Below are 24231 nucleotides of genomic sequence, written 5' to 3' on the forward strand. Positions count from 1 at the left end.
TGCGCGGCTATTGTGGCCAAAAATTGGAAATTTGGCGGAGAGGCTGGGATGGCGGAGAAACGGCAGGCGGCGCAGCCGGGGCGGCTTGCGGCGGGGATGGCGGTCCTTGCGCTGGTGCTGGCGGGGCTGCCCTTCGCGGGGCAGGGGCTGCCGGTGACGCTCTACGAGGGCGATGCACAGCATCTTGTCGATATCGTGCTGCGCATGGCCCTGTTCGGAGAGCTGCCGCACCGTGATTTCATGACGCCGCTCGGCGTGCTCGGCTTTGCGCCGATCGCGGGGGTCGTGCGGCTGGGGCTGTCCTTCGGGCCGGCTTTCCTTGCGGCGCAGGCGTTGGTTGCGGCGCTTCTCTTCGGGCCGATGCTGCGGGTGGCGCTCTCGCGCTTTCCGGGGGGGCTGGCCTGGCTTTACGGGGCCTGCGTGCTGGTGCTGTGCCTTGGCCTCGTGCATGGCGAGACGGTGCCGGGGCTGGCGCTGTCGATGCATTACAACCGCTGGGCCTGGGCGCTGGCCTATCTGGCGCTGCCGCTGGCGCTGCTGGCGCCGATCGGGCGGCGGCGTCCCGTTCTCGACGGGGCCCTGCTCGGCACGGCGATGGCCATGCTGGTGCTGCTGAAGGTCACCTATTTCGTCGCCTTCGCTCCGGCGATGCTGCTTGGCCTGATGGCGCGCCGCGACGGGGCGGGGCTGCTGGCGGCGGTGCTTGCGGGGCTTGCGGTTGCGGGTCTTGCGACGGCGCTGCTGGGCGTCGATTTCTGGGTGGGCTACCTGCACGATCTGCGCGCGGTGGCGGGATCGCAGACGCGCGCGGCGCCCGGCGACGATTTCGCAACGGTGATGACCGGGCCGAAGTATTTCGCCGCCACCGTTCTCGTGCTGGTCGCGGTGATCTTCCTGCGTCAGGCGGGCGAGCGGGCGGCGGGGCTTGTGCTGCTGTTGCTGGTGCCGGGCTTTCTCTATGTCACCTACCAGAACTTCGGCAATGATCCGCAATGGCTGTCGCTGCTGGGGTTGGTTGCGCTGGCGCTGCGGCCGGCGGAGGCGCTGACGAACGGGCTGGGCTGGCGCCTGCGTCCGGCGCTGTTCGGCGTCGGTCTCGCGGCGCTGGTTCTTGGCGCGGGGCCGATGCAGAACCTGCTGCTCAGTCCGCTGCGGGCGGCGACGATGTCGCGCGAGGGGTTGATGCCGATGCTGCCCGCACGGCCCGAGGCGGCGGGGCTGCTTTTGCGGACCGAGCACGCCTACGGGCTGCAGCGCCGGCTCTCTGGCTTCGGGGCCGGGTCCGCCCTGGCCTCGCTCGGCACGCAGGTGCCGGAGAAGGACAGGGAGAAGCCGGTGGTGCTGAACGGTGAGACGCTGCCCCTGTGCACGCTTGAGCTCGGTGGCCAGGGCTGGTTCGAGGGGAGCGCGGCGGACCTGCGGGCGGCGGGCTATGACGGCAGCGCGATCCTGGTCGCCGACCTGCTGTCGGGGCTGTGGCTCTATGGCGATTTCCGCCCGGTCGAGGGCGCGGCGCCCTGGTATTATGCCGGGGCGCCCGGGATCGCGGCGGCCGATCATCTGCTTGTGCCGCTGTGCCCGATGCAGCCGAAATATACCGCGACGATGCTGAAGGCGATCGCCGAGGCGGGATGGCGGCTCGAGGAAGAGCGGCGCACCGCGGATTATATCCTGCTGCGCCCGGTCCGGGACTGAGCGCCGCCGTCAGGCCAGCACGGCAACGATGGCGAGATAGGCCCAGAGCGTGCCGGCAAGGCCCAGGCCGAAGGGGAAGTCGCGCCGCCGCCAGCTGACCCAGTCGGGGGCGAGCGCACGCACCGCCGGGATCGCGCGCAGCAGCCGATGCGCCGTGAAGGCGGCAAGCGTCAGCCCGGCGAGCAGGATCACGGTCAGCCGGATCGAGTCGGGCGAGGACGAGAAGAAGGGCGCGGCCGCGGCTGCGAATTTCGCGTCACCCGCGCCGAAATGCGCGATCACGTTCAGCACGATGCCGATTGCCAGGATCACCACGAGATGGGTCCAGCGCCACAGCCAGACCTCGACCGGCAGCACCAGCACGCCCGCCACCGCGAAGACCGCCACCAGTGCCAGCACGGCGCTGTTGCGGATCTTCATGTATTTCAGGTCGGTATAGATCACCCAAAGACAGATCGGGGTGGCCAGAAGCAAGAGGATGATGGCCGCGGCCGAGGCGGAAAGGCCCAGCATCGCTCAGCTCTTCTTCGAGCCGGAATCGAGCGCCTCGAGCGCGCGTGCCGCTTCCTCGAAATAGGTGGGCGAGGTGTCGACCGCGTCCTGCAAAAGCCCCTTGCCGATCGTCACATCGCCCTGCTTCACCGCCGACAGCGCCGCGGTGTAAAGCAGCCGCGCGCGTTCGGTCTGCGTCATCTCGATCACCGGCAGGTCATACTTGCGCTGTGCCGCGCGGGCGAGGACGAGGTTGTTCTTGGTGGTGAAGCTTGACGGGTCGTAGGTCAGCGCCTCGGAGAACAGCTTCTCGGCGCCCTTCGCATCGCCCCGGGTCAGTTTCGAGAAGCCCCAGTTGTTCAGCACCCCGCCCGGCCGCGTCGTGAGCCCGACGGCGGTGTCATAGAAGCTGTCCGCCTTGGTCCAGTTCTTCTCGCTGTCGGCGACCAGCGCCTCGAGCTTGTAGCGCTCGAAGGTCTCGTGCGTGGGCGGGATGGTGTTCAGCGTCGCCTTGGCGCCGGTCCAGTCGTTCGAGCGGATCTGCGCATCGGCGAGCCCCACCTTGTCGTCGGGGGTGGCGCCGGGCATGGTGATGACCTTGGCCCAGGCCTTCGCCGCCTCGGCGGGCTGGCTGTTGCGGATCAGCGATTTCGCCAGGCCGCGCTGGAGGTCGATGCGGTCGGGGTTCTCGGCCGCGGTGCGGGAGAAATAGTTCACCGCCTCCTGCGGGTCGCCCACCGTCAGCATGATGTCGGAAAGGTTCGTCTCGTCGACGGCATTCACGCTTTTCAGCGCCCGCGCTGCCTCGGCATCCTGACGGCCGCCGCAGCCGGCAAGCACGAGACCAAGGGCGGCACCCGCGAGCACCGTTGACAGGATCGGGTGGCGCATTTGTCTGCGTCCTTCTTGCTCGTACCTCATTGCCGGGTCAGCAGAAGGTATTCGCCAGCCCCGCGCCGGACCAGCTTGAACGGCTTGTCCTGCGGCGGATCATAGGCGGGTTTCTCCATCTTTGCGAGCGCGAGGCGCAGGTTTTCCCGGATCGCGTCCGATTGGCCACTGTCGAGCGCATAGGCGGTCTGGAACACGCGCGCGGCCTCGGGCACCTTGCCACGCTCCATCAGCACGACGCCGAGGTTGTTCCAGGCGGGCACGAAGGTCTGGTCCTCCTCGACCGCGCGGCGCAGCATCTGTTCGGCCTGGTTCAGCCGGCCGAGCTTGAGATCGGCCGAGCCGATCGCCGAGAGCACGTCGGCATTCGCCCCGTGTTCGGCCGCGGCGCGGTAATAGGCCTTGAGCGCCAGTTCGTATTCCCCCGCCGCCATCAGCCGATGGCCGACGATCAGCCCGTCGACGCCGTCGCCCTGCGCGGCCCCGGGGGCATAGGGGCTGTTCTTCGGGGTCGAAAGGCCGCCCGTGCAGGCGGCCAGAAGACACAGAAGCAGGGCAGCCAGCGCCGGGCTGCGCGGGAAACGGACCATCACTGAACGCCGATTGACTTGAAGTTCTCAATCATATCATGGACCGAGGGGCCGACAAGAATGATCAGCAGCGGCGGGACGGTGAACATCATCGTGCCGAGCGTCATCTTCGTCGGGATCTTGTTCGCCGCCTCCTCGGCGCGCATCACGCGCTTGTCGCGCATGTCGGCGGCGTACAGGCGCAGCGCGTCGGCGATCGAGGTGCCGAACTGCTGGCTCTGGATCATCACCGTGGTGAAGGACATCACGTCGCTCACCCCGGAGCGCTCGCCGAAGGCGCGCAGCACGACGGCCTTGTCGAGGCCGGCCTTGATCTCGTGCGCGATGGTCTCGAATTCCTCGGCCATCGCCGGGTAGGAGCTTTGCAGCTCCTTGGCGACGCGCACGATGCCCTGGTCAAGCGACTGGCCCGCCTCGACGCAGACAAGCAGCATGTCGAGCGCGTCGGGAAAGCCGTCCTGGATTTCCTGGGTGCGGGCCTTGACGCGGTTGTTCACCCAGCGTTTCGGCGCGATGTAGCCGAAGGCGCCGGGCAGCAGCACATAGAGGATCATCTGCGTGGGGGTCAGCGGCGTCGGGCCGACGGTGTTCATGTAAAGCGCATAGGCGATGCCGAGCCCGAGCAGCCCGAGCCCCATCGCGAACTGGATCGCGTGGAAGGTGCGCACCGCCGAGGGGCTGCGATAACCCGCGCGATGCAGCCACTTGCGCGCCTCGGTCATCTCGTCCTTGTTCTTCGGCTCGAGGAAGCCCGCATACTTGTCGAGCTTGTCCGAGCCCTGATCGGCGCGCAGTTTCTGCGGCTTGCCCTTGCCACGGGCGGCGCCCTGCGCCGGGGCGGGGGCCTCGCTTGCCGCGCGCAGCTTGTCGAGCGGGTCGGCCTGCTTCTTCAGCAGCGCGGGCAGGGTGGCGACGACAAGCAGAAGGCCGATCACCGCCATGGCGAGAACCGGGCCCATCGGACCGAAGGCGCCCGTCAACATGTTCAGGATGTCGCTCATCGGGGCCTCCTCAGACCTTGATCGTGGTCATGATCTTCATGAACAGCATGTTCGCGCCGAGCAGGGCGAAGACGATCAGCGCCGCGGGCATGAACTGCGGCGTGTCCTTCACCGTGTCGTAATAGTCGGGCGCGACGATCTGGATGACCAGCAGCACGGCCAGCGGAAAGCCCGACAGGAACATGCCCGACCATTTCGGCTCGGCGGTGATGGCGCGGACGCGGCGGAACAGCCGGAACCGGGCACGGATCACCTTGGCAAGGCCATCGAGCACCTCGGCGAGGTTGCCGCCCGAGGTCTGCTGGATCGACACCGCCACGGCGAGGAAGCGCAGGTCCTGCATGTCGAGCCGCTCGGCCAGATCGCGCAGGCTGTCGACGACGTTGCGGCCATAGGCGGCCTCGTCGGCGATGATGCCGAATTCGGTGCCGAGCGGGTCGGGGATCTCGCGCGCGACGGTCTGGATCGCCGAGGAGAAGGGGTGGCCGACGCGCAGCGCGCGCACGATCAGCTCGACTGCGTCAGGCAGCTGTTCCTCGGCGAGCTTGATCCGCTTCGAGGCCTTCGACGAGACCCAGAAATAGATGCCGCCGACGCCCATGGCCACCGACAGTGCGACGCGCACCGGCGCGCTCGTGTCTGTGCCGATCGACAGGCCGAGGAAGGCCACGACGCACAGCAGCGCCATGATCCCGACCAGCATCTTCGGCGAGAAGGCGATGTTGGCCTTCTGCGCCTTCGAGGCGAGCATCGAATAGAGCGGGATCCCCTTCGAGGTCAGGTGCTGCGTCGCCTCCTTGCGCAGACGTTCGAGCACCTCCTCGCGGCGCACGCCCTTGTCGAGCATCTCGAGTCGGCGGTTGACCTTGCGGTTGAGCGAGATCGACTTGCCGAAGGCCAGCAGGTAGATGCCTTCGACGAGCAGGATGACGGCGACGAAGATTAGGCCGTAGATGATCGGGGTTGGGGAAATCACCATGGCGTCACCTCAGTCCTGGACGGGTTCGTAGATCGCGGCCGGCAGGTCGTAGCCCCATTGCCGGAAGCGTTCCGAGTAATGCGAGCGCACGCCGGTCGCGGTGAAGCGGCCGATGATCTTGCCGTCGGGGGCCAGCCCCAGCCGCTCGTAGCGGAAGATTTCCTGCATCGAGATCACCTCGCCCTCCATCCCCGTCACCTCGGTGATCGAGACCATGCGGCGCGAGCCGTCCTGCAGGCGCGAGGCCTGCACGATCAGGTTGACGGCCGAGGCGATCTGCGAGCGCATCGCCTTGATCGGCATGTCGATGCCCGACATCGCGATCATGTTCTCGAGGCGCGAGACCGCGTCGCGCGCCGAGTTGGCGTGGATCGTGGTCATCGAGCCGTCGTGGCCGGTGTTCATCGCCTGCAGCATGTCGATGACTTCCTCGCCGCGGGTTTCGCCGACGATGATGCGGTCAGGCCGCATCCGCAGGGCGTTTCTCAGACAGTCGCGCTGGGTGACGGCGCCGCGGCCCTCGACGTTGGCCGGGCGGCTTTCCATCCGGCCCACGTGGGTCTGCTGCAGCTGGAGTTCGGCCGTGTCCTCGATCGTCAGGATGCGTTCGGAGTTGTCGATGAAGGAGCTGAGCGCGTTCAGCGTCGTCGTCTTGCCCGAGCCCGTCCCGCCCGAGACGATGACGTTCAGCCGGGTGGCCACGGCGGCCTGCAGATAGGCGGCCATCTCCTCGGTGAAGGCGCCGAAGCGGACGAGGTCGTCGATGCCGAGCTTGTCCTTCTTGAACTTTCGGATCGAGACGAGCGAGCCGTCGACGGCGACCGGCGGCACCATCGCGTTGAAGCGCGAGCCGTCGGCAAGGCGGGCGTCGACATAGGGGTTCGATTCATCGACGCGGCGGCCGACGGCGGAAACGATCTTGTCGATGATCCGCAGCAGGTGCTTCTCGTCCTTGAAGGTGACGTCGGTCAGCTGCAGCTTGCCGCTGCGTTCCACGAAGATCTGCTGCGGGCCGTTGACGAGGATATCCGAGACGGTCTCGTCCTTCAGCAGCGGTTCGAGCGGGCCGAGGCCCATCACCTCGTCGTAGAGCTCCTGGTACAGCGTCTGCCGTTCCGTCGCGTTCAGCGCCACCGACATCTCGGACATCGCCTCGTTCGAGATCGCGGCGATCTCGGCCTTGAGCTCGGCCTCGGAGGCGTGTTCGAGCGCGGCGAGGTTAAGGTTCTCGAGCAGGCGCTTGTGCAGCTCGACCTTCAGCTCCCCCATGCGCTCCTTGCGCTTGCGGTCCTTCTCGGCCTGCACCACCTGGGCGGGCGCGGCCGCGGCGGGCGTGGGCTTGCGGTGCACCGTGGCGTGCTTGGCGGCCTCGGTCTTCGGCAGCGGAAGCGGCGGCGGCGTGGCACCGGCGGCCGAAGCCGCGGCAGGGGCCGCGGCGGGCGCGGCGGTCCGGGTGGCAGGCGTGGATTTCTTGTAGCGGGAGAACATCATCTACCTCCGGACGCGCGGACTCAGGCGGCGGCTTCCGCCTCCTGCTGGTTGCGTTCGATCACCGACTGGGCGATCTTCTGGATGTCGCGGCGCAGCGGCGCCTTGGCCGCGCTGAGCGCGAGCGGCAGGCCGTGGTCATTCGCCTGGGTCACCAGCTTGCCGCAATCCGACAGCTGCACCTCGATCGCGATATCGAGGCTTTCGGCCAGCCGCTTGACCCGCGACTTGCCGTTCAGGTCGGTGAATTTCGGTGCCCGGTTCAGGATGTAGCGCAGCTTTTCCGTGGCGAGCCCCTCGGCCTTGAGCGCGCGGATCATCCGCAGCGCGTTCTGCGCCGAGCGCATGTCGAGTTCGAGCAGGGCAAGGTAGACATGGGCCTGGTTCAGCACCGTCTCGGTCCAGCTCACCACCGTCTTCGGCATGTCGATCACGACATAGTCGAAATTGGTCCGCGCCATCTCGATCAGCCGCTCGATGTCCTCGCCGCTGACGATGTCGAGCGGCAGCATGTCGGAGGGCGCGGTCAGCACGTGCAGCTTGTCGTTGAAGGTCAGCAGCGCCTGGCTGAAGCTGTCGGCATCCATCTGCGCGGTGTCCGAGAGCAGCTCGAAGATCACCTCGCGGCGGGGCAGGTCGAGATAGGTCGCGACCGAGCCATACTGGAAGTCGAAATCGAGGATGCAGACCCGCGGCGGCGTCACCGGGTTCTTCTTGCTCGCTTCGGGATTGGCGAGTTCCCAGGCCAGGTTGACCGCGAAGGTGGTGGCCCCGACCCCGCCCGCGAGCCCGTGCACGGCGAGCACCGCGCCGTTGCGTCCGCCGGTCGGCTTGAAGGCCGGCGGTGCGGCATGGGCGGGCAGTTCGGGCGGCAGTTCGGACTGGCCGAGCCGCTCGATCGCCTCGTGCAGCGCCCCTTCGGGCAGCGGGTAGGGAACGAAATCGTCGGCGCCAAGACGCAGCAGCTGATGCAGGGCGATCGGGCTCACCTCCTCGGCGATCAGGATCACGCGGATGCCGCGGTTCTTCGCCTCGGTGATGATGCCCGAGATCCGGGCAAGGTCGTCCTCGTCGTCATTGTCGATGGCGATGGCGATGAATTCGAGCGTCTGCGCATCCGGCTGACCAAGGAACACGACCGCATCGTCAAAGCTGAGGTCGCCCCAGCTTTCGCCCAGCTCGGCTTCCATGTCCTCGATCAGCAGATCGAAGTTCGAGACGTCGCGGGACACGGTGCAGGCCACGATCGGTGCCGGTTCCGGGGTCAGTACAGCTGCTGCAGTCATTGCCTCACGTCCTTTGTTGCGCGTTCCGCAGCCGGGGCCGGGAGGCCGGCGCGGATGCGATCCGGGCACGACTCGGATGTCGTGCCTTTCCGTCTGCGCTCAAGGTCGCGGTCAATCTGGGCGACATTGGGGCCGGATTGTTCCAATTGTGGGGTATCGGGCGACGATCAAAGCAAAGGGGCGGGCTTTGTTGCAAAGCCCGCCCCGACTGTTGACGTTTTGCGTGAGGCTCAGTTGCCGCCGCCTGCCATGCCGACACCCGCCGCGTTCTGGTTGTTGACCCGGTTGGTGGGGATCTGCGTCGCGCCGCTCACGTATTCGCGGAAGATCACCTCGGCATATTTGCCGTTCAGCAGCTGCGGGGTGCGTGCCATCAGACCCGAGACCTCGGTCACGGTGCGGCGGTTCTGCTCGTTCGGGGCCTGGGTGTAGACCAGCGGCTGGGTCTTGCCGAAGGACACGACCGCCTCGAGCCGGGCGCGCGAGATCCCCTGCGAGGTCAGGAAGGCGACCACCGCCTGGGCGCGGCGCAGGCCGAGCGCCTTGTTGTAGGCATCCGAGCCGACAAGGTCGGTATGGCCATAGACACGGAAGCGCACCTCGGGGAACTGCCGGATCCAGTCCGCCTGGCGGCGCAGGATCTCCTGTGCCTGGCCGTCGAGCGTCGAGGAGTTGAAGGCGAAGTTCACCGTGTTCTGCACATCGGCGGCGAATTTCTTCGTCAGGCTGATGGCGATGTTGCGTTCGCCGCTCATCATCAGGGTGTTGTTCATCGTGGCGTTGCCGAAGCCGCCGCCCTCGTAATCGGAGCCGACCTCGCGATCGGAGGTGCAGCCCGCCAGCGCGAGGGCCGCTGCCAGGATCAGGCCAAACCGCAGTGCCGGACGTTCCCGTTCCATCGCTTACTCCATCACATAGCCATAGGAGCCGGAAAAGTCCTGCTTGGCAACCTCGGCTGCCGGGCCGGAGGTCGGCGCGCCGGAGCCCGCGGTCTTGCCGAACAGGAACAGCTCCTTCTCGCTCGGCAGCCGGACCCGGTCGGTCGGCAGCGCCAAGGCCTCGCCGCGGGTCGGCTGGACAAGGTGCGGCGTGACGATGATCACCAGTTCGGATTGCTTGCGCTCGAACGAGGTCGAGCGGAACAGCGCGCCCAGAACCGGCACGTCGCCGAGCCACGGGATCTGGTCGTTCAGGTCGTTGAAGTCGTCCTGCAGGAGGCCGGCGATGGCAAAGCTTTCGCCGTCGCGCATCTCGACGGTGGTCGAGGTCTCGCGCTTCTTGAAGGCGTTCACCGAGAAGCTGCCGTTCGACATCGTCACCGAGGTGTCGATGGCCGAGACCGACGCCGCGATCTCGAGGTTGATCAGGTCGCCGTCAACGACGCGGGGGGTGAACGCCATCTCGACGCCGAAGGGCTTGTATTCGATCGAGATGCCGCCGGAGGTCGAGTCGATCACCGGGATCGGATATTCGCCGCCGGCGAGGAACTTCGCCTGCTGGCCCGAGAGCGCGGTCAGGTTCGGCTCGGCGAGGGTGCGCACCATGCCCTTCGATTCGAGCGCCTCGAGCAGCACCGCGAATTCGAGGTTGCCGGCGGTGAAGCCGAGCCCGAGCGCGCCCTTGCCGCCGCCCGAAAGCGGCATGGTGCCGTTGTCGAAGGCATTGTTGATCGCGGTGGCCGAGCCGAAGTTGCCGGTGCCGGTGATCACCCCCGTCTGGGCACTGCCGCCGCCCACGGTGCCGCGCACGCCCAGAGAGGCGGCGAGGTTCTTCGAGACCGAGCGCTGCATCTCGGCAAAGCGGACCTTCAGCATCACCTGCTGCGTGCCGCCGACGGTCATCAGGTTGGAAACGCGGTCGCCCGCATAGCGCTTGGCCAGATCGAGCGCGCGGTCGAGCTTGGCGGCCGAGGAGACGGTGCCCGACAGCACGATGCCGTCGTTCGCCGTGCGCACCTCGATGCTCTCGCCGGGCAGGATCTGCTTCAGCCGTTCCTTGAACTCGGCGATGTCGGGGGTGACCTGCACCTCGACGTTCGAGATCAGCTTCCCGTCCGGCCCGAGGATGGTCATCGTGGTGCGGCCGGGCAGCTTGCCGAGCACGTAGATCGTCTTGTCGGAGAGGGTGGTGATGTCGGCGATGCCGGGGTTGGCGATCGACAGTTCCGAGAAGGGCTGATCGCTTTCGACCACCACGGCGCGGTTCATCGGCACGCTCAGCGGGGCAGAGGTCGAGCCCGACATCACCCGCAGCGTCTCGGCCTGGGCCATCGGCACGACACCACATCCAAGCGCGACGCCGACCGCGCAGGCCCTCAGGAAACCCTTGATCTTCATTGTGATCCTGCCTCTCCGATCACGTCACACTGCCCGGAACGCGCGTCCGTTTCTGGGTCTTGCATGCCCACTTCCGACCGACTGTGCCGGAAAGCGTTAATTATTGCAAGAATCAACCGATTGTGAGGTGAAATTCACGCACCCCGGCAGGGGCCGGGGCGGGCGGCGGATCGGCCGGGGTCAGTTCGCGCAGGGGATCTGCGTCTCGACCGCCTCGCCGCCCCTGCGGGTCGTGATCGTGCAGACCTTGGGCGCCTCGACCTTCACCGCTTCCTGCGCCTGGATGCCCAGAAGCTTGTCGCGGTCGATCTCGATCGCGCCGAGCTCGGCGGTGTTCTTCATCCCGACGAGCGACAGGGTGAGTTTCCCGGTCGATTGCGCCAGCGTCAGCGCCGCGACCTGCTCGGGGGTGACCTCGGCGGTGACGGTGCGGGCGATCTTGGTTTCCTCGCTGCGGTCGGCATCGGCGCTCTGGTCAATGGCGATCAGCGGCAGGTTGGTGTCGATCAGCTTCGTCACCGGCTCGTTGTTGACGGTGCCCGACCAGTAGACGTCGACGCGGTCACCCGGCCGCAGGAAGCCCGACACGCCCGAAGCGACGTCGACCTGGATGGTGAAGGCGCGCATGTCGGGGGCGAGATTGGCCATGATCCCGGCATCGACGCCCGGAACGGTGATCTTGGTGCCGAGAATCGGCTCGTTCGCCTCGTAGGAGCGCAGGGCCGCGCGCGGCCGCGTCTCGCCTTCGAGGAAGGCGGCGACCTGGGCCTCGGGCGTGCCCTGTTTCGCGGTCAGCAGGTGGAAGACGCCGTCGGGCACCTTGTCGGCCTGGACCTTGGCGATGTCGAGATCGGCGATGGTGAAGCGTTCGCCGTATTTCAGCGCGCGCTTGGCGACGACGACATCGGTCAGCGGAGGGATCTTCTCCTGAATGGCCATCAGCATGTCGCGCTGCTGCTGGAACTGCGTCAGCTGTCCCTGAAACATGTAGACCGCGACGCCGGCGAGCGAGACGCCGAGAGCCAGGACAAGAACGACGATGAGTCGCATTTCACACTTCCTTCGCTGCGGGGGCGGCCGGCGGCTGCCGGGAGCATGCCATCAGTTGCCGGGCACCAGCGTCGTCTGTGCTCCGATGAAACTTGCGATATGTTCGGCGGCATTTTCAGTCGGGCCCCAGATCAGGGTGCCGACCACCATGCCGAGCGGGACCAGCAGGGCCGTCAGCACGACCCAGTCGACAGTCACGGCCCCCTCTTCGGAACGGAGCCTCCGAAGCCAGTGCGGAAACAGTCTCATGAATGCACCTCTCCTCTGCCGGGGCGGGTATGGGGACGTCGCGGAAAACACGCGCACGAGAATTTCCAGAACCTGCGACCGCAGTATTGCGGCAGGGGCGGGCACCTCGGGAACCGGTGCCCGGACCGGGCCTCTCACGCGAAGGGAGGTGCGCCTTTCGGCGCATCCCCAATCTCATGCAGGCGCGTCGCCTCAGTTCACGCTGACCGTGGCAAGGTAGCTGCCGATCTTGCCGGCCGCAGTCTTGGTGTTCGAGCTGATGGTCAGCAGCGCGGCGGCGCCGAGGCCGACGACGGCGGCGGTCAGCACGACCCAGTCAACGGTCACGGCGCCGTCTTCTTCGGTGCGGATCTTGCGGGCGAGTTTGAAGAAGTTCATGGGATCTCTCCTTTGGGGGTCAGGTTGCGGGGTGCCGCGGTGCCGTCATGGGCACCTCTGCTCGGCCCCTGCATCGCGGTATGGAGATGTTTTGCCGGCGAATCTTGTCCTGATTTGGGCTGATTGCGCTCTTCTTTGCGGCGTTTGCGGAGGAGGCGCTCGCGACTGGGTGGGGGTGGTGGCGGCATGGACATGCGAAAGGGGCCGCGCCTTTCGGCACGGCCCTGATCTCATGCGAGAAGATCGCCTCAGTTCACGCTGACCGTGGCGAGGTAGCTGCCGATCTTGCCGGCCGCAGTCTTGGTGTTGGTGCTGATGGTCAGCAGCGCGGCGGCGCCGAGGCCGACGACAGCGGCGGTCAGCACGACCCAGTCAACGGTCACGGCGCCGTCTTCTTCGGTGCGGATCTTGCGGGCGAATTTGAAGAATTTCATGTCTGTCTCTCCTGGGATCTGGTTGCTCCGCGCTTCGGCTGCCACTTTCGACCTTGGCGCTTCGCCTTGCGGGATGAGTGCAGTTAGCTCCCCGATCGTGGCTCGATTGGGGCAGCTGCCGGGCGTTTTTACGAAAAATGAAGACTTTTGGCGGACTGGCATCAGGTCATTGAAAATAAAAGATATAATTGTGGCAATGCCATTGGCTTTTGCTCTGCACGTGGCGGATTGGCTGCGAATCGCACTCCCGGATGCCCGATTCCGCTCCGTTCTTCTGGATTTTTTCGCGATTTTCACGGATAAGGGAGCAAAGGGCAGCAGACCCGTAACGAGCAGGACAGCGCAGATGCGCAGCAGATGGGCAGCGAGTATCTTGGTCTGCGCGGCAGTTCTGGCCGCGCCGGTCGGTGCCGAAGTGCGCCATGACACCCCCACCGTGAACTTTTTCAAGCCCAAGCGCGTTCTGCCGCCCGCGCCGGGCACGAAGCGATTCCTGACGATCCAGATCAACCCCGAGGAACAGGCGCGCGAGCTTGCCGCCGCCGCGTCCCGTCCCTTCGCGCCGGTGACCCGGATGCCGGGGGCCGAGATCATCACCCCGGGCGGAGTGATGCCGCAGGGCGCCCCCTCATCCTATGGCTGGTACTGGACCGCGGTCTCGCCGGCGCTTGGCGACCGCGCCGGGCGGTTCCAGAAGGCGCTTGAGGCGCTCTCCTCCGGTCCGGGCGGGCAGAGCGTGCGCGCGCCGCGTCTGGCGCATCTGCAGGACATCGCCGATCGCCACGGCCGCGACATCCTGGCGGCGACGATCGGCACCGAGGTCTCGCCGGCGCTGGTGCTTGCGGTGATCTCGACCGAATCGGGCGGGCGGCCGGATGCGGTGTCGCGCTCGGGCGCGGTCGGGCTGATGCAGCTGATCCCCGCGACGGCCACGCGATTCGACGTCGACGACAGCACCGACCCGGGCAAGAACATCCGCGGCGGGGTGGCCTATCTCGACTGGCTGATGAAGGAATTCGACCGCGACCCGTTGATGGTCATCGCCGCCTACAACGCCGGCGAGAACGCGGTGAAGCGGGCAGGGGGCGTGCCGCCCTATGCCGAGACGCGCGATTACGTGCCGAAGGTGCTGGCCGCCTGGCAGGTGGCGCGGGGGCTGTGCCTCTCGCCGCCCGAGCTGGTGACGGACGGCTGCGTCTTCGCCCTGAAAGGATAAGCATGACCGATACCAGGCCGCTGGTGCTGGACGTCGACGGGACGTTCCTGAAAACTGATCTGTTGTTCGAGACCTTCTGGGCCGGGCTTGGCCGCGATCCGCTTGCCACGCTCGCCGCGGCGGCGCGGCACGCGCGCGATCCGGCGCGGCTGAAGGCCGCGCTGGTCGAGATTGCGCCGCTGCGCACCGACCTGATGCCGGTCAATCCCGAAATCGCGGCGATGGCCGAGGAGGCGATGTCCGAGGGGATCGAGGTCTGCCTTGCCTCCGCCTCGGACCGGCGTCTGGTGTCGGCGCTGGCCGCCGATTACGGGCTTTCGGCGCGGGTCTTCGCCTCGGACGGGGTCACCAACCTGAAGGGCGAGGCGAAGGCCGGCGCGCTGATCGACGCCTTCGGCCGTGCGGGCTTCGACTATGCCGGCAACGAGGCCGCCGACCTGCCGGTGTGGCGTGCCGCGCGGGCCGCGGTGGTGGTGGGGGAGGTGGCCGAGGTCACCCAGCTCGAGACCCTTGGCCAGCCCGTCGCGCGCGTCCCCGGCGGCTGGAGCGCGGCGGCGCTGTGGAAGGCGATGCGCCCGCACCAATGGGTGAAGAACGTGCTGTTGCTGCTGCCGCTGATCGCGGCGCATCGTTTCGACGGCGCGACCTTCTGGCCGGTGTTCTTCGGCATCATCGCCTTCTCGGCCGCGGCCTCGGCGATCTACATCGTCAACGACCTCCTTGACCTCGAGGCGGACCGGCTGCATCCGACGAAATGCCGCCGGCCCTTTGCCTCGGGCGCGGTGCCGATCCGGGTGGGGATGATCGCCTGCGCCGGGCTGATCGTGCTGGCGCTGGGCCTTGGCGCGGCGCTGAATGCGGGCTTTGTCGGCGTCGTGCTGCTCTACATGGCGCTGTCGCTTGCCTATTCGCTCAAGCTCAAGCGGATGCGCTGGGTCGATATCGCGACGCTCGCCACGCTTTATACCATCCGCGTCGTGGCGGGGGCCGCGGCGGGGCAGGTCGATGTCTCGATCTACATGCTGATCTTCGTCTTCCCGGTGTTCCTCGCGCTTGGCTGCGTGAAGCGGTTGACCGAGCTGACACTGGCGAAGAACGACGAGCGCCTGCCCGGGCGCGGCTATGGCCGGCCCGACCGGGGCGACCTGCTGAACGTCGCGGGGATCGGTGTCGCCGGGGCGCTGGTGATCTTCTTCCTCTATTCGGTCTCGCCGCAGGGACAGGCGCTTTACCCCGACACCTGGCTGCTGTGGCTCGCCATGCTGCCGATGGGCTGGTGGCTGGTGCGGATGGTGATGCTCGGCTGGTTCGGCAAGCAGGATTACGACCCGATCGTCTTCGCGATGAAGGACAAGTTCGGGCTTGGCCTGCTGATGATCACGCTCAGCCTGATGTTCTGGGCGGCCGGGCTCTGGGCGAAGTGGTTCGGCGGCTGAGCGGGTGCGGCGGGGGCTGCCTGCCCCCGCACCCCCGGGCGTATTTCCGCCATGAAAAAGGGCCGGGGGTCTTCCCGGCCCAAATCCTCTTGCCGGAGGCGTCCGGCGCTTGCGGCAGCGCGGCTGCCTGCCCGTTCAGAACGACATCTTCTTGAAGACGGGTTCGGGGATCAGCCGGATCACCGCCATCACCAGCCGCCAGATCGGTGCCGAATAGATCACGTTGCGGCGGCGTTTCACCGCGCGGGCGATATCGGCGGCGACGGCCTCGGGGCTGGTCATGAAGGGCATCTTCATCCCCCAGGTCATCGAGGTGTCGACCGGTCCCGGCTTCACCGTCAGCACATGCACGCCCTTGCGGGCGCAGCGGTTGCGCAGGCCCGACAGATAGGTCGCAAACCCCGCCTTCGCCGCGCCGTAGACGTAATTGCCAAGCCGCCCGCGATCGCCCGCGACCGAGCCGATGCCGACGATCGTGCCCGCGCCGCGCGCCTCGAGGAGCGGCGCGAGCATCTGCAGGAAGGTCGCGGGGCCGGTGAAGCTGTCGGCGATGACGCCGGCGATCAGCCGCGGTTCGGCGTCGATCGCCGCCTGTTCGGGCATCGAGCCGACGAAGGAGGCGGCGTTCAGCACGCCGTCCTGCGCCGCGAGCCGCTCGATCAGCGCGGGATAGCCCGCCGGGTCGCGTGCGTCGAAGGCCAGCACCTCGGCCCCGGCTGCGCCGCGCAGCCGGCAATCGGCGGCGATCGCCTCAAGCTCGGCCTCGTCGCGGCCGGCCAGGACGAGGGTGGCGCCCTCGGCCGACAGGCGGCGGGCGAAGGCGCGGGCGATGGCCGAGGTCGCGCCGAGGAGGATCCAGGTTTCCATCACGCGTTCCTCAGGTTCAGCCGGCGGACAAGGTCGGTTTCAAAGCGGCGGTCGGGATCGACCCTGGCCACCTCGGCCTGCCAGTCGGAAAGCTCGGGATACATCGCGCGGATCTGCGCGCCGCGGGCAAGCGCATCCTTGGCGAAGTAAAGCCGCCCGCCGGCGTCTGCGGTGCGGTCCTCGAGGCGCGCGATGAGGGCGCGGGCGGCCTCGCGGTTCGGGAAGTCGACGGCGAGGGTGTAGCCCTCCATCGGGAAGCTGAGAAAGCCCGCGCGCCCGGGCCCCATGCGCTTGAGCACGGCAAGCGGCGAGGCAAGGCCCGAGGTCGCGATCTCGGTCAGCATCTCGCGCAGCGCAGGCGCGGCGGCGAGCGGCACGACGCATTGGAACTGGTGGAAGCCGCGCTTGCCATAGAGCCGGTTCCAGTCGTGGATCTTGTCGAGCGGGAAGAAGAAATCGCCGATCGGCTTCACCAGCGTCCGGCCGCGGGCGGGTACCCGGCCGTAATAGGCGCGGTTGAAGAGATGCACGACCGGGGCGGAGAGCGCGAAATTCGGCGCATCCATCGGCACGCGCCGGGCCTTTTCGCGCCGCCGGACGAGGCCGGCGCCGGTCTCTCCCTCCTCGACGATGCCGCGGCCAAGCGCCTTGCCGGTCGCCGTCGCGTCGATCCAGCCGACGGTATAGGTGGCGGTCGAGCCGTCGAGGAAGGCGAGATGTTCGTCCCAGTCCCTTGCGCGACGCTCGGTCACCAGCATGACGTCGCCCTTGCAGGGGGTCATGCGCAGCTTGGCCGCGACGATCACCCCGGTCTGGCCAAGCCCGCCCACCGTCGCGCGGAACAGCGGCGCGCCGGGCTCGACAGTGATCTCGGTCTCGCCCTGCAGCAGGGTGATCTCGGCGACATGGACGCCGAAGCTGCCGGCGTGGTGATGGTTCTTGCCGTGCACGTCCTGTGCGATGCAGCCGCCCACCGTGGCAAAGCCGGTGCCCGGCATCACCGCGGGCAGCCAGCCGCGCGGCGCGAAGGCCTGCGCCAGATCGCCGATCCGCGCACCGGCCTCGACCGAGAGCACCCCGGTTTCGGGCTCGAAGCCGAGCAGCCGGTCGAGACGGGTCATGTCGATCGCCCGCCCGCCCGCGTTCAGCGCCGCATCGCCATAGGAGCGGCGCATGCCGAAGGCGGGGGCGGCGTCGAGGCCGGTGAGCGCCGCGCGCCGTTCGGGACGGGCGACTTCGCCGCGGGCGCTGAGGGCACGCCCCCAACCGGTATAGTCTGCCTGTTTCCAGTCCATTGTCAGACCCTTATCCTTGGGCTTTCAGGGAAGCGCGCTCGGCCATGGGGAAGGCCGCAAGGCCGATCGCGATCGCGAACCACAGCGTGGTGAGGCGGATCAGCGCCGTTGCGGGGACCGAGACGGCGAGCGGCACGCCTTCGAGGGACAGCAGCGCGACCATCGCCGCCTCGGCCCCGCCAAGCCCGCCCGGTGCGCCGGTGAGCCCGCCCGCGAGCGTGGCGAAGACGAAGATCGCGACGGCCTTCCACAGCCCGACATCGGCGCCCATCCAGCCGAGCAGGAGGTGGAAGGAAAACGCCTCGGCGCCCCAGCCGGCAAGGCCGAGGGCGAGGGCAAGGGTCAGGGTCGGACCATGGCTGAAGCGGGAAAGCGAGCGTGCGGCGCCGCGGGCGCGGGCAAAGGCGCGCGGGAAGCGGCCGAGCGCACGGAAGGCCAGCGTGACGAGCGCTGTCAGAAGCGCCGGGCGGGTGGCGATCACCGCGGCCGCCAGCGCGAGCCCCGTGACCGGCAGCGCGCCGGCGACGCCACCGGCGGCGAGCGAGAGCGAGAGTGCGAGCAAAAGCCCCATCGCGGCCAGATCGCCCGCCCGGTCCATCAGCGCCAGCGGGGCGGTGCGGGTCGCGCTCCAGCCCGTCTCGCGGCGCAGCCAGCGCATCCGCACCAGCTCGCCCACCCGACCCGGCGTCACCGCCATCGCGAAGCCGCCCAGATAGTGGCGGGTGTCCTGCGCGAGATCGGTGGGCAGGCCGAGCCGGCGCGCCAGCCGGTGCCAGCGCACCGCCCGGGCAAGGTAATTCGCGAGCGAGAGGCCGAGGAGCACGCAGAGCTGCCAGGGGCGCAGGGCGCCGATCTGCTCGCGGATCTCGTCCCAGCCGGTCCCGGCGGCAAGTCCCACAAGCCCGCCCAGCACCGCAAGCAGCAGCACCGGGATCAGCAGCCGATCGCGCAGCCGGGGGCGGCGGGGGGGGCAGGAGAGGTCGGGTGTGAGGCTCATCATTGGTCCCGGATACTCGGGGATTCAGGCGGAATTGTGATGCTGTTGCGGAATTGGAGACAATTTCTTTCGGGTCTGAGGGGGAGAGGGGGCGCTGCCCCCTCGGCCTTCGGCCTCACCCCCGGGATATTTTGGGGCAATTGGAAGCGCCGCCGGCGGGATGGGATGTGAAGGCCCCGCGGTGGCGCGGGGCCTTCGCGGCGGTCGGATCAGTCGACGATCGTCGCCTCGGTCGCGGCGCGCAGCTGCTCCTCGGTCACGCCATCGGCGAGCTCGACGATGTGCAGCCCCTTGTGCGTCACATCGAGCACGCCGAGATTGGTGATGATCCGGTCGACCACGCCCTGGCCGGTCAGCGGCAGGGTGCAGGCCTTCAGCACCTTCGACTCGCCGTGCTTGTTGGTGTGGTCCATCACCACCACGACGCGCTTGACGCCGGCGACGAGGTCCATCGCGCCGCCCATGCCCTTGACCAGCTTGCCCGGGATCATCCAGTTCGCCAGATCGCCCTTTTCGCTCACTTCCATCGCGCCGAGGATCGCCATCGCGATCTTGCCGCCGCGGATCATGCCGAAGCTGGTGGCGCTGTCGAAATAGGCGGTCTGCGGCAGTTCGGTGATCGTCTGCTTGCCGGCGTTGATCAGGTCGGGATCCTCGTCGCCCTCATAGGGGAAGGGGCCCATGCCGAGCATGCCGTTCTCCGACTGCAGCGTCACGTTCACCCCCGCGGGGATGAAGTTCGGCACCAGCGTCGGGATGCCGATGCCGAGGTTCACATAGGTGCCGTCGTGCAGCTCCTTCGCGGCGCGCGCGGCCATCTGGTTGCGGTCCCAGCCCTTCACGACCTCGGCCATCACACTGCCTCCCGCTTGCGCACGGTGCGCTGTTCGATGCGTTTCTCGTGCGTGCCCTGGATCAGCCGGTGCACGTAGATCCCGGGCAGATGGATCAGGTCGGGGTCGATCGAGCCGGTCGGCACGATCTCCTCGACCTCCATCACGCAGACGCGCCCGCACATCGCCGCCGGCGGGTTGAAGTTGCGCGCGGTCTTGCGGAAGATCGCGTTGCCGCTCTCGTCCGCCTTCCAGGCCTTGACGATCGAGACATCGGCGACGATGCCGCGCTCGAGGATATAGGTCACGCCGTCGAAGTCCTTGTGCTCCTTGCCCTCGGCGACCACGGTGCCGACGCCGGTCTTGGTGTAGAAGCCCGGGATGCCGGCGCCGCCGGCGCGCATGCGCTCGGCCAGGGTTCCTTGCGGGGTGAATTCGAGCTCGAGCTCGCCCGACAGGTATTGGCGCATGAATTCCGCGTTCTCGCCGACATAGGACGAGATCATCTTGCGGATCTGGCGGGTGTCGAGCAGCTTGCCGAGGCCGAAGCCGTCGACGCCGCAATTGTTCGAGGCGATGGTGAGGTCCTTGACCCCGCTTGCGACCAGCGCGTCGATCAGAAGTTCCGGAATGCCGCACAGGCCGAACCCGCCCGCCGCAATCGTCATCCCGTCGACCAGAAGCCCGTCCAGGGCCTCCGACGCCGAGCCGTAGATCTTTCTCATGAAATCCTCCCGTTTCCTGTGCGGAATTTGTGACCAAGGGGAGGGCGCGAGTCAATCGCGGCGATGCTGCGCAGCGGCGCGGGCCCTCCGCCGCGCCGCCGCAACAGGCATCATTCCGGCGCGGCGTCGGCTTTGCCGGCGGTTTTCTTCGGCGCGGCCTTCTCCGGGGGCGCCTTCGCGGCGGCGGTGGTCTTCTTCGCTGCGGGCTTCTTGGCCGCCGCCTTTTTCGGTGCGGCCTTCTTCGGTGCGGCTTTCTTCTTGCCGCCCTTCGCCGCCTTCGCCTCGAGCAGCGGCAGCGCGATCTCGAGCGTCACCGCCTCGGGTTCGACATCCTTCGGCAGGGTGGCGTTGACCTTGCCCCATTTGACATAGGGCCCGTAGCGGCCGGGCATCACCTGCACCTCGCCGCCCTCGGGATGCTCGCCGAGCACCTTGAGCGGCTGCGCGGCAGCCCCGCCACGCCCCGGGCTGCGGGCGAGCTTTTGCGCCAGCACCTCGACGGCGCGGTTCATGCCGATGCTGAAGACCTCTTCGGCATCGGGCAGGTTCGCATAGGTCTTGCCCCATTTCACGTAAGGGCCGAAGCGGCCGAGATTGGTCTCGACCGGCTCGCCATCCTCGGGGTGCGGGCCGATCACCCGCGGCAGCGACAGCAGCATCAGCGCGCGCTCGAGGTCGATCGACTCGGGGGACCAGCCCTTCGGCAGGCTGGCGCGCGGCGGTTTCGGCACCTCTTCGCTCGCCTCGCCCTTCTGCACATAGGGGCCGAAGCGGCCGATGCGCAGCGTCACCGGCTGGCCCTCGTCATGGCCCAGAACCTTGCCGTCGAGCGCCGCCGCCTCGCCGTCGCCCGGGGCCGAGAGCGGCCGGGTGTAGCGGCATTCGGGGTAATTGCCGCAGCCGATGAAGGCGCCGCCAGAGCGCGCGGTCTTCAGATGCAGACGGCCCTTGTGGCACACCGGGCATTCGCGCGGGTCGGTGCCGTCGGGGCGCGGCGGATAGAGATGCGGGCCGAGAACCTCGTCGATCTTGTCGAGCACCTCGGAGATCCGCAGCTCCGACGTCTCGCCGATCGCCGCCGAGAAGTCGCGCCAGAAGCGGGCCAGCACGTCCTTGTAATCGCGGTCGCCGGCCGAGATGTCGTCGAGCTGTTCCTCGAGATCGGCGGTGAAATCATATTCGACGTAGCGGCGGAAGTAGTTCGTCAGGAAGGCGGTGACGAGGCGACCGGTGTCCTCGGGAATGAGCCGGTTCTTGTCCTTGCGCACATAGCCGCGGTCGACGATCGTGGTCAGGATCGAGGCATAGGTCGAGGGCCGGCCGATGCCGAGCTCTTCCATGCGCTTGACCAGCGTCGCCTCGGTGTAGCGCGGCGGGGGCTGGGTGAAGTGCTGCTCGGGGGTGATCTGGCTCTTCTTCGCGGGGTCGCCCTGCATGATCTGCGGCAGGCGGGCGCCGTCCTCGCCCTCGTCGTCGTCGCGTCCCTGATCGTAGATCTTCAGGAAGCCGTCGAAGGTGACGACCTGGCCGGTGGCGCGCAGCTCGACCTGACCATCGGCCGAGCCGACGTCGACGGTGGTGCGTTCCATCACCGCGGCGGCCATCTGGCTGGCGAGGGTGCGCTTCCAGATCAGCTCGTAGAGCTTGCGCTGGTCATCGGCGAGCTTGAGCTTCTCGGGGCTGGCCGACATGTCGGTCGGCCGGATGCACTCGTGCGCCTCCTGCGCGTTCTTCGCCTTGTTCTTGTACATGCGCGGGCTCGACGGCACGTAATTTTCGCCGAAGCGGCGCTTGATCTCGTCGCGCGCGGCCATCACCGCCTCGGGCGCCATGTCGATGCCGTCGGTTCGCATGTAGGTGATGTAGCCTGCCTCGTAGAGCCGCTGCGCCGCCGACATGCAGGCCTTGGCGCCCATGCCGAACTTGCGGCTGGCCTCCTGCTGCAGGGTCGAGGTCATGAAGGGCGGGTAGGGGTTGCGGGTGGCGGGTTTCGCCTCGACCGCCTTCACCGTCAGATCGCGCGAGGTGACGGCCTGCACCGCCAGCTCCGCATCGGTCGCGGTGGCGAGGTCGAACTTGTCGAGCTTCTTGCCGCCCAGAACGGTCAGCCGGGCGGTGAAGACCTGGCCGCGGGGCGTGGTCAGCTCGGCGGTGACAGTCCAGTATTCGCGGGCGTGAAACGCCTCGATTTCCATCTCGCGCTCGACGATGAGGCGCAGACAGACCGATTGCACCCGGCCGGCCGAGCGCGCGCCGGGGAGTTTCCGCCACAGCACCGGCGACAGGTTGAAGCCCACCAGATAGTCGAGCGCGCGGCGGGCGAGATAGGCCTCGACCAGCGGGCCGTCGACCTGGCGGGGGTGTTTCATCGCCTCGGTGATCGCCGATTTGGTGATCGCGTTGAAGGTGACGCGCGACACCTTCTTGCCCTTCAGCTTCTTCTCGAGCGCCTGTTCGAGGTGCCACGAGATCGCCTCTCCCTCGCGATCAGGGTCGGTTGCGAGGATCAGTTCGTCATCGGAAGCGAGCGCGTCGGTGATCGCCTTGATGTGCTTCTTCGAGTCGGCGCCGACTTCCCATTTCATCTCGAAATCATGCTCGGGATCGACCGAGCCATCCTTCGGCGGCAGGTCGCGAACATGGCCGAAAGAGGCGAGAACCGTGTAATCGGAGCCCAGATATTTGTTGATCGTCTTGGCCTTGGCGGGAGATTCGACAACGACGACGGCCATGACTTCCTCTTCAATGCGCAGGTTCAGCACTTGGGCGCGGAACATGTGGGCGTTGGGGGGGGATTGTCAATGACGCACCGACAGGCGGTTTTCCCGCCGGGGCTTTCGTGCCTGTGCCTCCGGGGGCGTCAGCCAAGGCTCAGCAGCCCGCCGGGATGGCGGATCACCCGCCCCTCGATCTCGAGCAGGACGAGGCTCCGGGCCAGCTCCGCGGGGGCAAGGCCCAGGCTGCGCAACAGCAGGTCTTCGGGCGTCGGACTGGGGCCGAGGGCCGCCAGGATGCGGGCCTCGGCCGCGCCGGTCTCCGGCCCCGGGAGCGGGGACTGAACCGGCGCCGCGACAGGGGGCGGGGCTGGCCCGGAGGCGACGGGCGCGGGGCCGCCAAGCGCCTCGATCACGTCTTCGGCATTGCGCACCAGAACCGCGCCGTCGCGGATCAGCAGATTGCAGCCGGCGGCACGCGCATCCATCGGATGGCCCGGCACCGCCATCACCTCGCGCCCGTAATCAAGGGCGTTGCGCGCCGTCAGCAGGCTGCCCGAACGCGCCGCGGCCTCGATCACCACCGTCGCGCGGGCCAGCCCGGCGATGATACGGTTGCGCTGCGGGAAGTGGCGCGCCTGTGGCTGTGTGCCGGGGGGCAGCTCGGCCAGCCGCAGCCCCTCGCGCGCCATGCGGGCGGAAAGGGTGGCGTTTTCAGCTGGATAGACCACGTCGATGCCGCCCGCCTGCACACCGATCGTGCCGGTGGCAAGCGCCGCCTCATGCGCTGCGGCGTCGATGCCGCGGGCAAGGCCCGAGACCACGGTGAAGCCCGCCGCGCCCAGCTCCCGCGCCAGCCGCTGCGCCATGCGCAGGCCGAGCGACGAGGCGTTGCGCGCGCCCACAAGCGCGACCATCGGCCGCGCAGCCAGCGCCGGATCGCCAAGCGCCCACAGCAGCGGCGGCGCATCGTCGAGATCGTCGAGCGCCGGCGGGTAGCCCGGCGCACCGAAGGGCAGAAGCCGCGCCCCGGCACGCCGGCCGGCCGCAAGCTCGGCCCGCGCGACGCCCTCGGGGCAGGGCTCATAGCCCTCGGCCCCGGCGGCGCGGGCAATCGCGGGCAGGGCGGCAAGGGCGGCCTCGGCGCTGCCATGTTCGGCCAGTAGGCGGTGAAAGGTGGTGGCGCCGACACGGCGGGACCGCGCCAGGCGGAGACGGGACAGCGTTTCCGCTTCCGTGATCGGCGGGGTATCGGGCATGGGACCAGAAAACACGCTGC

General features: G+C 68.0%; 23 protein-coding genes. 3 read left to right on the plus strand and 20 right to left on the minus strand.

Annotated features, from left to right (window positions below; all coding sequences use genetic code 11):
* Positions 1-48 precede the first annotated feature (48 nt).
* Positions 49-1695: a hypothetical protein gene (locus AC0QTQ_RS04120; RefSeq protein WP_480258369.1), complete on the plus strand. Its 1647-nt coding sequence runs from the start codon at positions 49-51 to the stop codon at positions 1693-1695.
* A gap of 9 nt (positions 1696-1704) precedes the next feature.
* Here the strand turns inward: AC0QTQ_RS04120 and AC0QTQ_RS04125 are convergent, their stop codons facing one another.
* The 13 genes from AC0QTQ_RS04125 to AC0QTQ_RS04185 all read right to left on the minus strand — a co-directional run bounded on the left by AC0QTQ_RS04125 (position 1705) and on the right by AC0QTQ_RS04185 (position 12869).
* The gene (locus AC0QTQ_RS04125) at positions 1705-2208 is read right to left on the minus strand and encodes a prepilin peptidase (protein ID WP_480258370.1); all 504 of its coding nucleotides are present in this window, start codon (positions 2206-2208) and stop codon (positions 1705-1707) included.
* Between the two features lie 3 nt (positions 2209-2211).
* Positions 2212-3078: a tetratricopeptide repeat protein gene (locus tag AC0QTQ_RS04130; protein WP_121534933.1), complete on the minus strand. Its 867-nt coding sequence runs from the start codon at positions 3076-3078 to the stop codon at positions 2212-2214.
* Between the two features lie 26 nt (positions 3079-3104).
* Positions 3105-3668, minus strand: coding sequence for a tetratricopeptide repeat protein (locus AC0QTQ_RS04135; protein ID WP_480258371.1), 564 nt, complete (start codon positions 3666-3668; stop codon positions 3105-3107).
* Positions 3668-4669: a type II secretion system F family protein gene (locus AC0QTQ_RS04140; protein ID WP_480258372.1), complete on the minus strand. Its 1002-nt coding sequence runs from the start codon at positions 4667-4669 to the stop codon at positions 3668-3670. Before AC0QTQ_RS04140 ends, AC0QTQ_RS04135 begins: the two co-directional genes overlap by 1 nt.
* A gap of 10 nt (positions 4670-4679) precedes the next feature.
* Entirely contained in the window at positions 4680-5648 is a 969-nt protein-coding gene (locus AC0QTQ_RS04145) for a type II secretion system F family protein (protein WP_480258373.1), read from the minus strand.
* A gap of 9 nt (positions 5649-5657) precedes the next feature.
* On the minus strand, positions 5658-7136 hold the full coding sequence (locus tag AC0QTQ_RS04150) for a TadA family conjugal transfer-associated ATPase (protein ID WP_480258374.1): 1479 nt from the start codon (positions 7134-7136) through the stop codon (positions 5658-5660).
* Between the two features lie 23 nt (positions 7137-7159).
* Positions 7160-8422: a CpaE/TadZ family protein gene (locus tag AC0QTQ_RS04155; protein ID WP_480258375.1), complete on the minus strand. Its 1263-nt coding sequence runs from the start codon at positions 8420-8422 to the stop codon at positions 7160-7162.
* Positions 8423-8652: 230 nt separating this feature from the next.
* Positions 8653-9321 (minus strand): OmpA family protein, encoded by a 669-nt coding sequence (locus AC0QTQ_RS04160; RefSeq protein ID WP_480258376.1) that lies wholly within the window; start codon positions 9319-9321, stop codon positions 8653-8655.
* 3 nt (positions 9322-9324) lie between these two features.
* Entirely contained in the window at positions 9325-10758 is a 1434-nt protein-coding gene (locus tag AC0QTQ_RS04165) for a type II and III secretion system protein family protein (protein ID WP_480258377.1), read from the minus strand.
* A 180-nt stretch (positions 10759-10938) separates the two neighbouring features.
* Complete coding sequence (gene cpaB, locus AC0QTQ_RS04170; protein ID WP_480258378.1) at positions 10939-11808, minus strand: Flp pilus assembly protein CpaB; 870 nt, start codon at positions 11806-11808, stop codon at positions 10939-10941.
* 51 nt (positions 11809-11859) lie between these two features.
* Positions 11860-12006, minus strand: coding sequence for a hypothetical protein (locus tag AC0QTQ_RS04175; RefSeq protein WP_480258379.1), 147 nt, complete (start codon positions 12004-12006; stop codon positions 11860-11862).
* Between the two features lie 243 nt (positions 12007-12249).
* Entirely contained in the window at positions 12250-12435 is a 186-nt protein-coding gene (locus AC0QTQ_RS04180) for a hypothetical protein (protein WP_480258380.1), read from the minus strand.
* Between the two features lie 248 nt (positions 12436-12683).
* Positions 12684-12869 (minus strand): hypothetical protein, encoded by a 186-nt coding sequence (locus tag AC0QTQ_RS04185; RefSeq protein ID WP_480258381.1) that lies wholly within the window; start codon positions 12867-12869, stop codon positions 12684-12686.
* Positions 12870-13215: 346 nt separating this feature from the next.
* Between AC0QTQ_RS04185 and AC0QTQ_RS04190 the strand changes: the two genes are divergently transcribed.
* Both AC0QTQ_RS04190 and AC0QTQ_RS04195 read left to right on the plus strand, forming a co-directional pair.
* Positions 13216-14085: a lytic transglycosylase domain-containing protein gene (locus tag AC0QTQ_RS04190; RefSeq protein WP_121534944.1), complete on the plus strand. Its 870-nt coding sequence runs from the start codon at positions 13216-13218 to the stop codon at positions 14083-14085.
* Between the two features lie 2 nt (positions 14086-14087).
* Positions 14088-15521 (plus strand): UbiA family prenyltransferase, encoded by a 1434-nt coding sequence (locus AC0QTQ_RS04195; protein WP_480258382.1) that lies wholly within the window; start codon positions 14088-14090, stop codon positions 15519-15521.
* Positions 15522-15656: 135 nt separating this feature from the next.
* Here the strand turns inward: AC0QTQ_RS04195 and AC0QTQ_RS04200 are convergent, their stop codons facing one another.
* From AC0QTQ_RS04200 to dprA, 7 genes are all read right to left on the minus strand, one after another.
* Positions 15657-16388, minus strand: a complete 732-nt coding sequence (locus tag AC0QTQ_RS04200; protein WP_480258383.1) for an SDR family NAD(P)-dependent oxidoreductase — start codon at positions 16386-16388, stop codon at positions 15657-15659.
* On the minus strand, positions 16388-17683 hold the full coding sequence (locus AC0QTQ_RS04205; protein ID WP_480258384.1) for an FAD-binding protein: 1296 nt from the start codon (positions 17681-17683) through the stop codon (positions 16388-16390). Before AC0QTQ_RS04205 ends, AC0QTQ_RS04200 begins: the two co-directional genes overlap by 1 nt.
* A 10-nt stretch (positions 17684-17693) precedes the next feature.
* Positions 17694-18680 (minus strand): lysylphosphatidylglycerol synthase transmembrane domain-containing protein, encoded by a 987-nt coding sequence (locus AC0QTQ_RS04210; protein WP_480258385.1) that lies wholly within the window; start codon positions 18678-18680, stop codon positions 17694-17696.
* Positions 18681-18889: 209 nt separating this feature from the next.
* Entirely contained in the window at positions 18890-19534 is a 645-nt protein-coding gene (locus AC0QTQ_RS04215; protein WP_480258386.1) for a 3-oxoacid CoA-transferase subunit B, read from the minus strand.
* Positions 19534-20238: a CoA transferase subunit A gene (locus tag AC0QTQ_RS04220; RefSeq protein ID WP_480257295.1), complete on the minus strand. Its 705-nt coding sequence runs from the start codon at positions 20236-20238 to the stop codon at positions 19534-19536. The genes AC0QTQ_RS04215 and AC0QTQ_RS04220 overlap by 1 nt, the downstream gene beginning before the upstream one ends.
* Positions 20239-20348: 110 nt before the next feature.
* Complete coding sequence (gene topA / locus AC0QTQ_RS04225) at positions 20349-22970, minus strand: type I DNA topoisomerase (protein WP_480258387.1); 2622 nt, start codon at positions 22968-22970, stop codon at positions 20349-20351.
* A gap of 128 nt (positions 22971-23098) precedes the next feature.
* Positions 23099-24211 (minus strand): DNA-processing protein DprA, encoded by a 1113-nt coding sequence (gene dprA / locus AC0QTQ_RS04230; protein ID WP_480259192.1) that lies wholly within the window; start codon positions 24209-24211, stop codon positions 23099-23101.
* Positions 24212-24231 lie beyond the last annotated feature (20 nt).

Source organism: Paenirhodobacter sp. YD-8 (genome assembly GCF_056590935.1).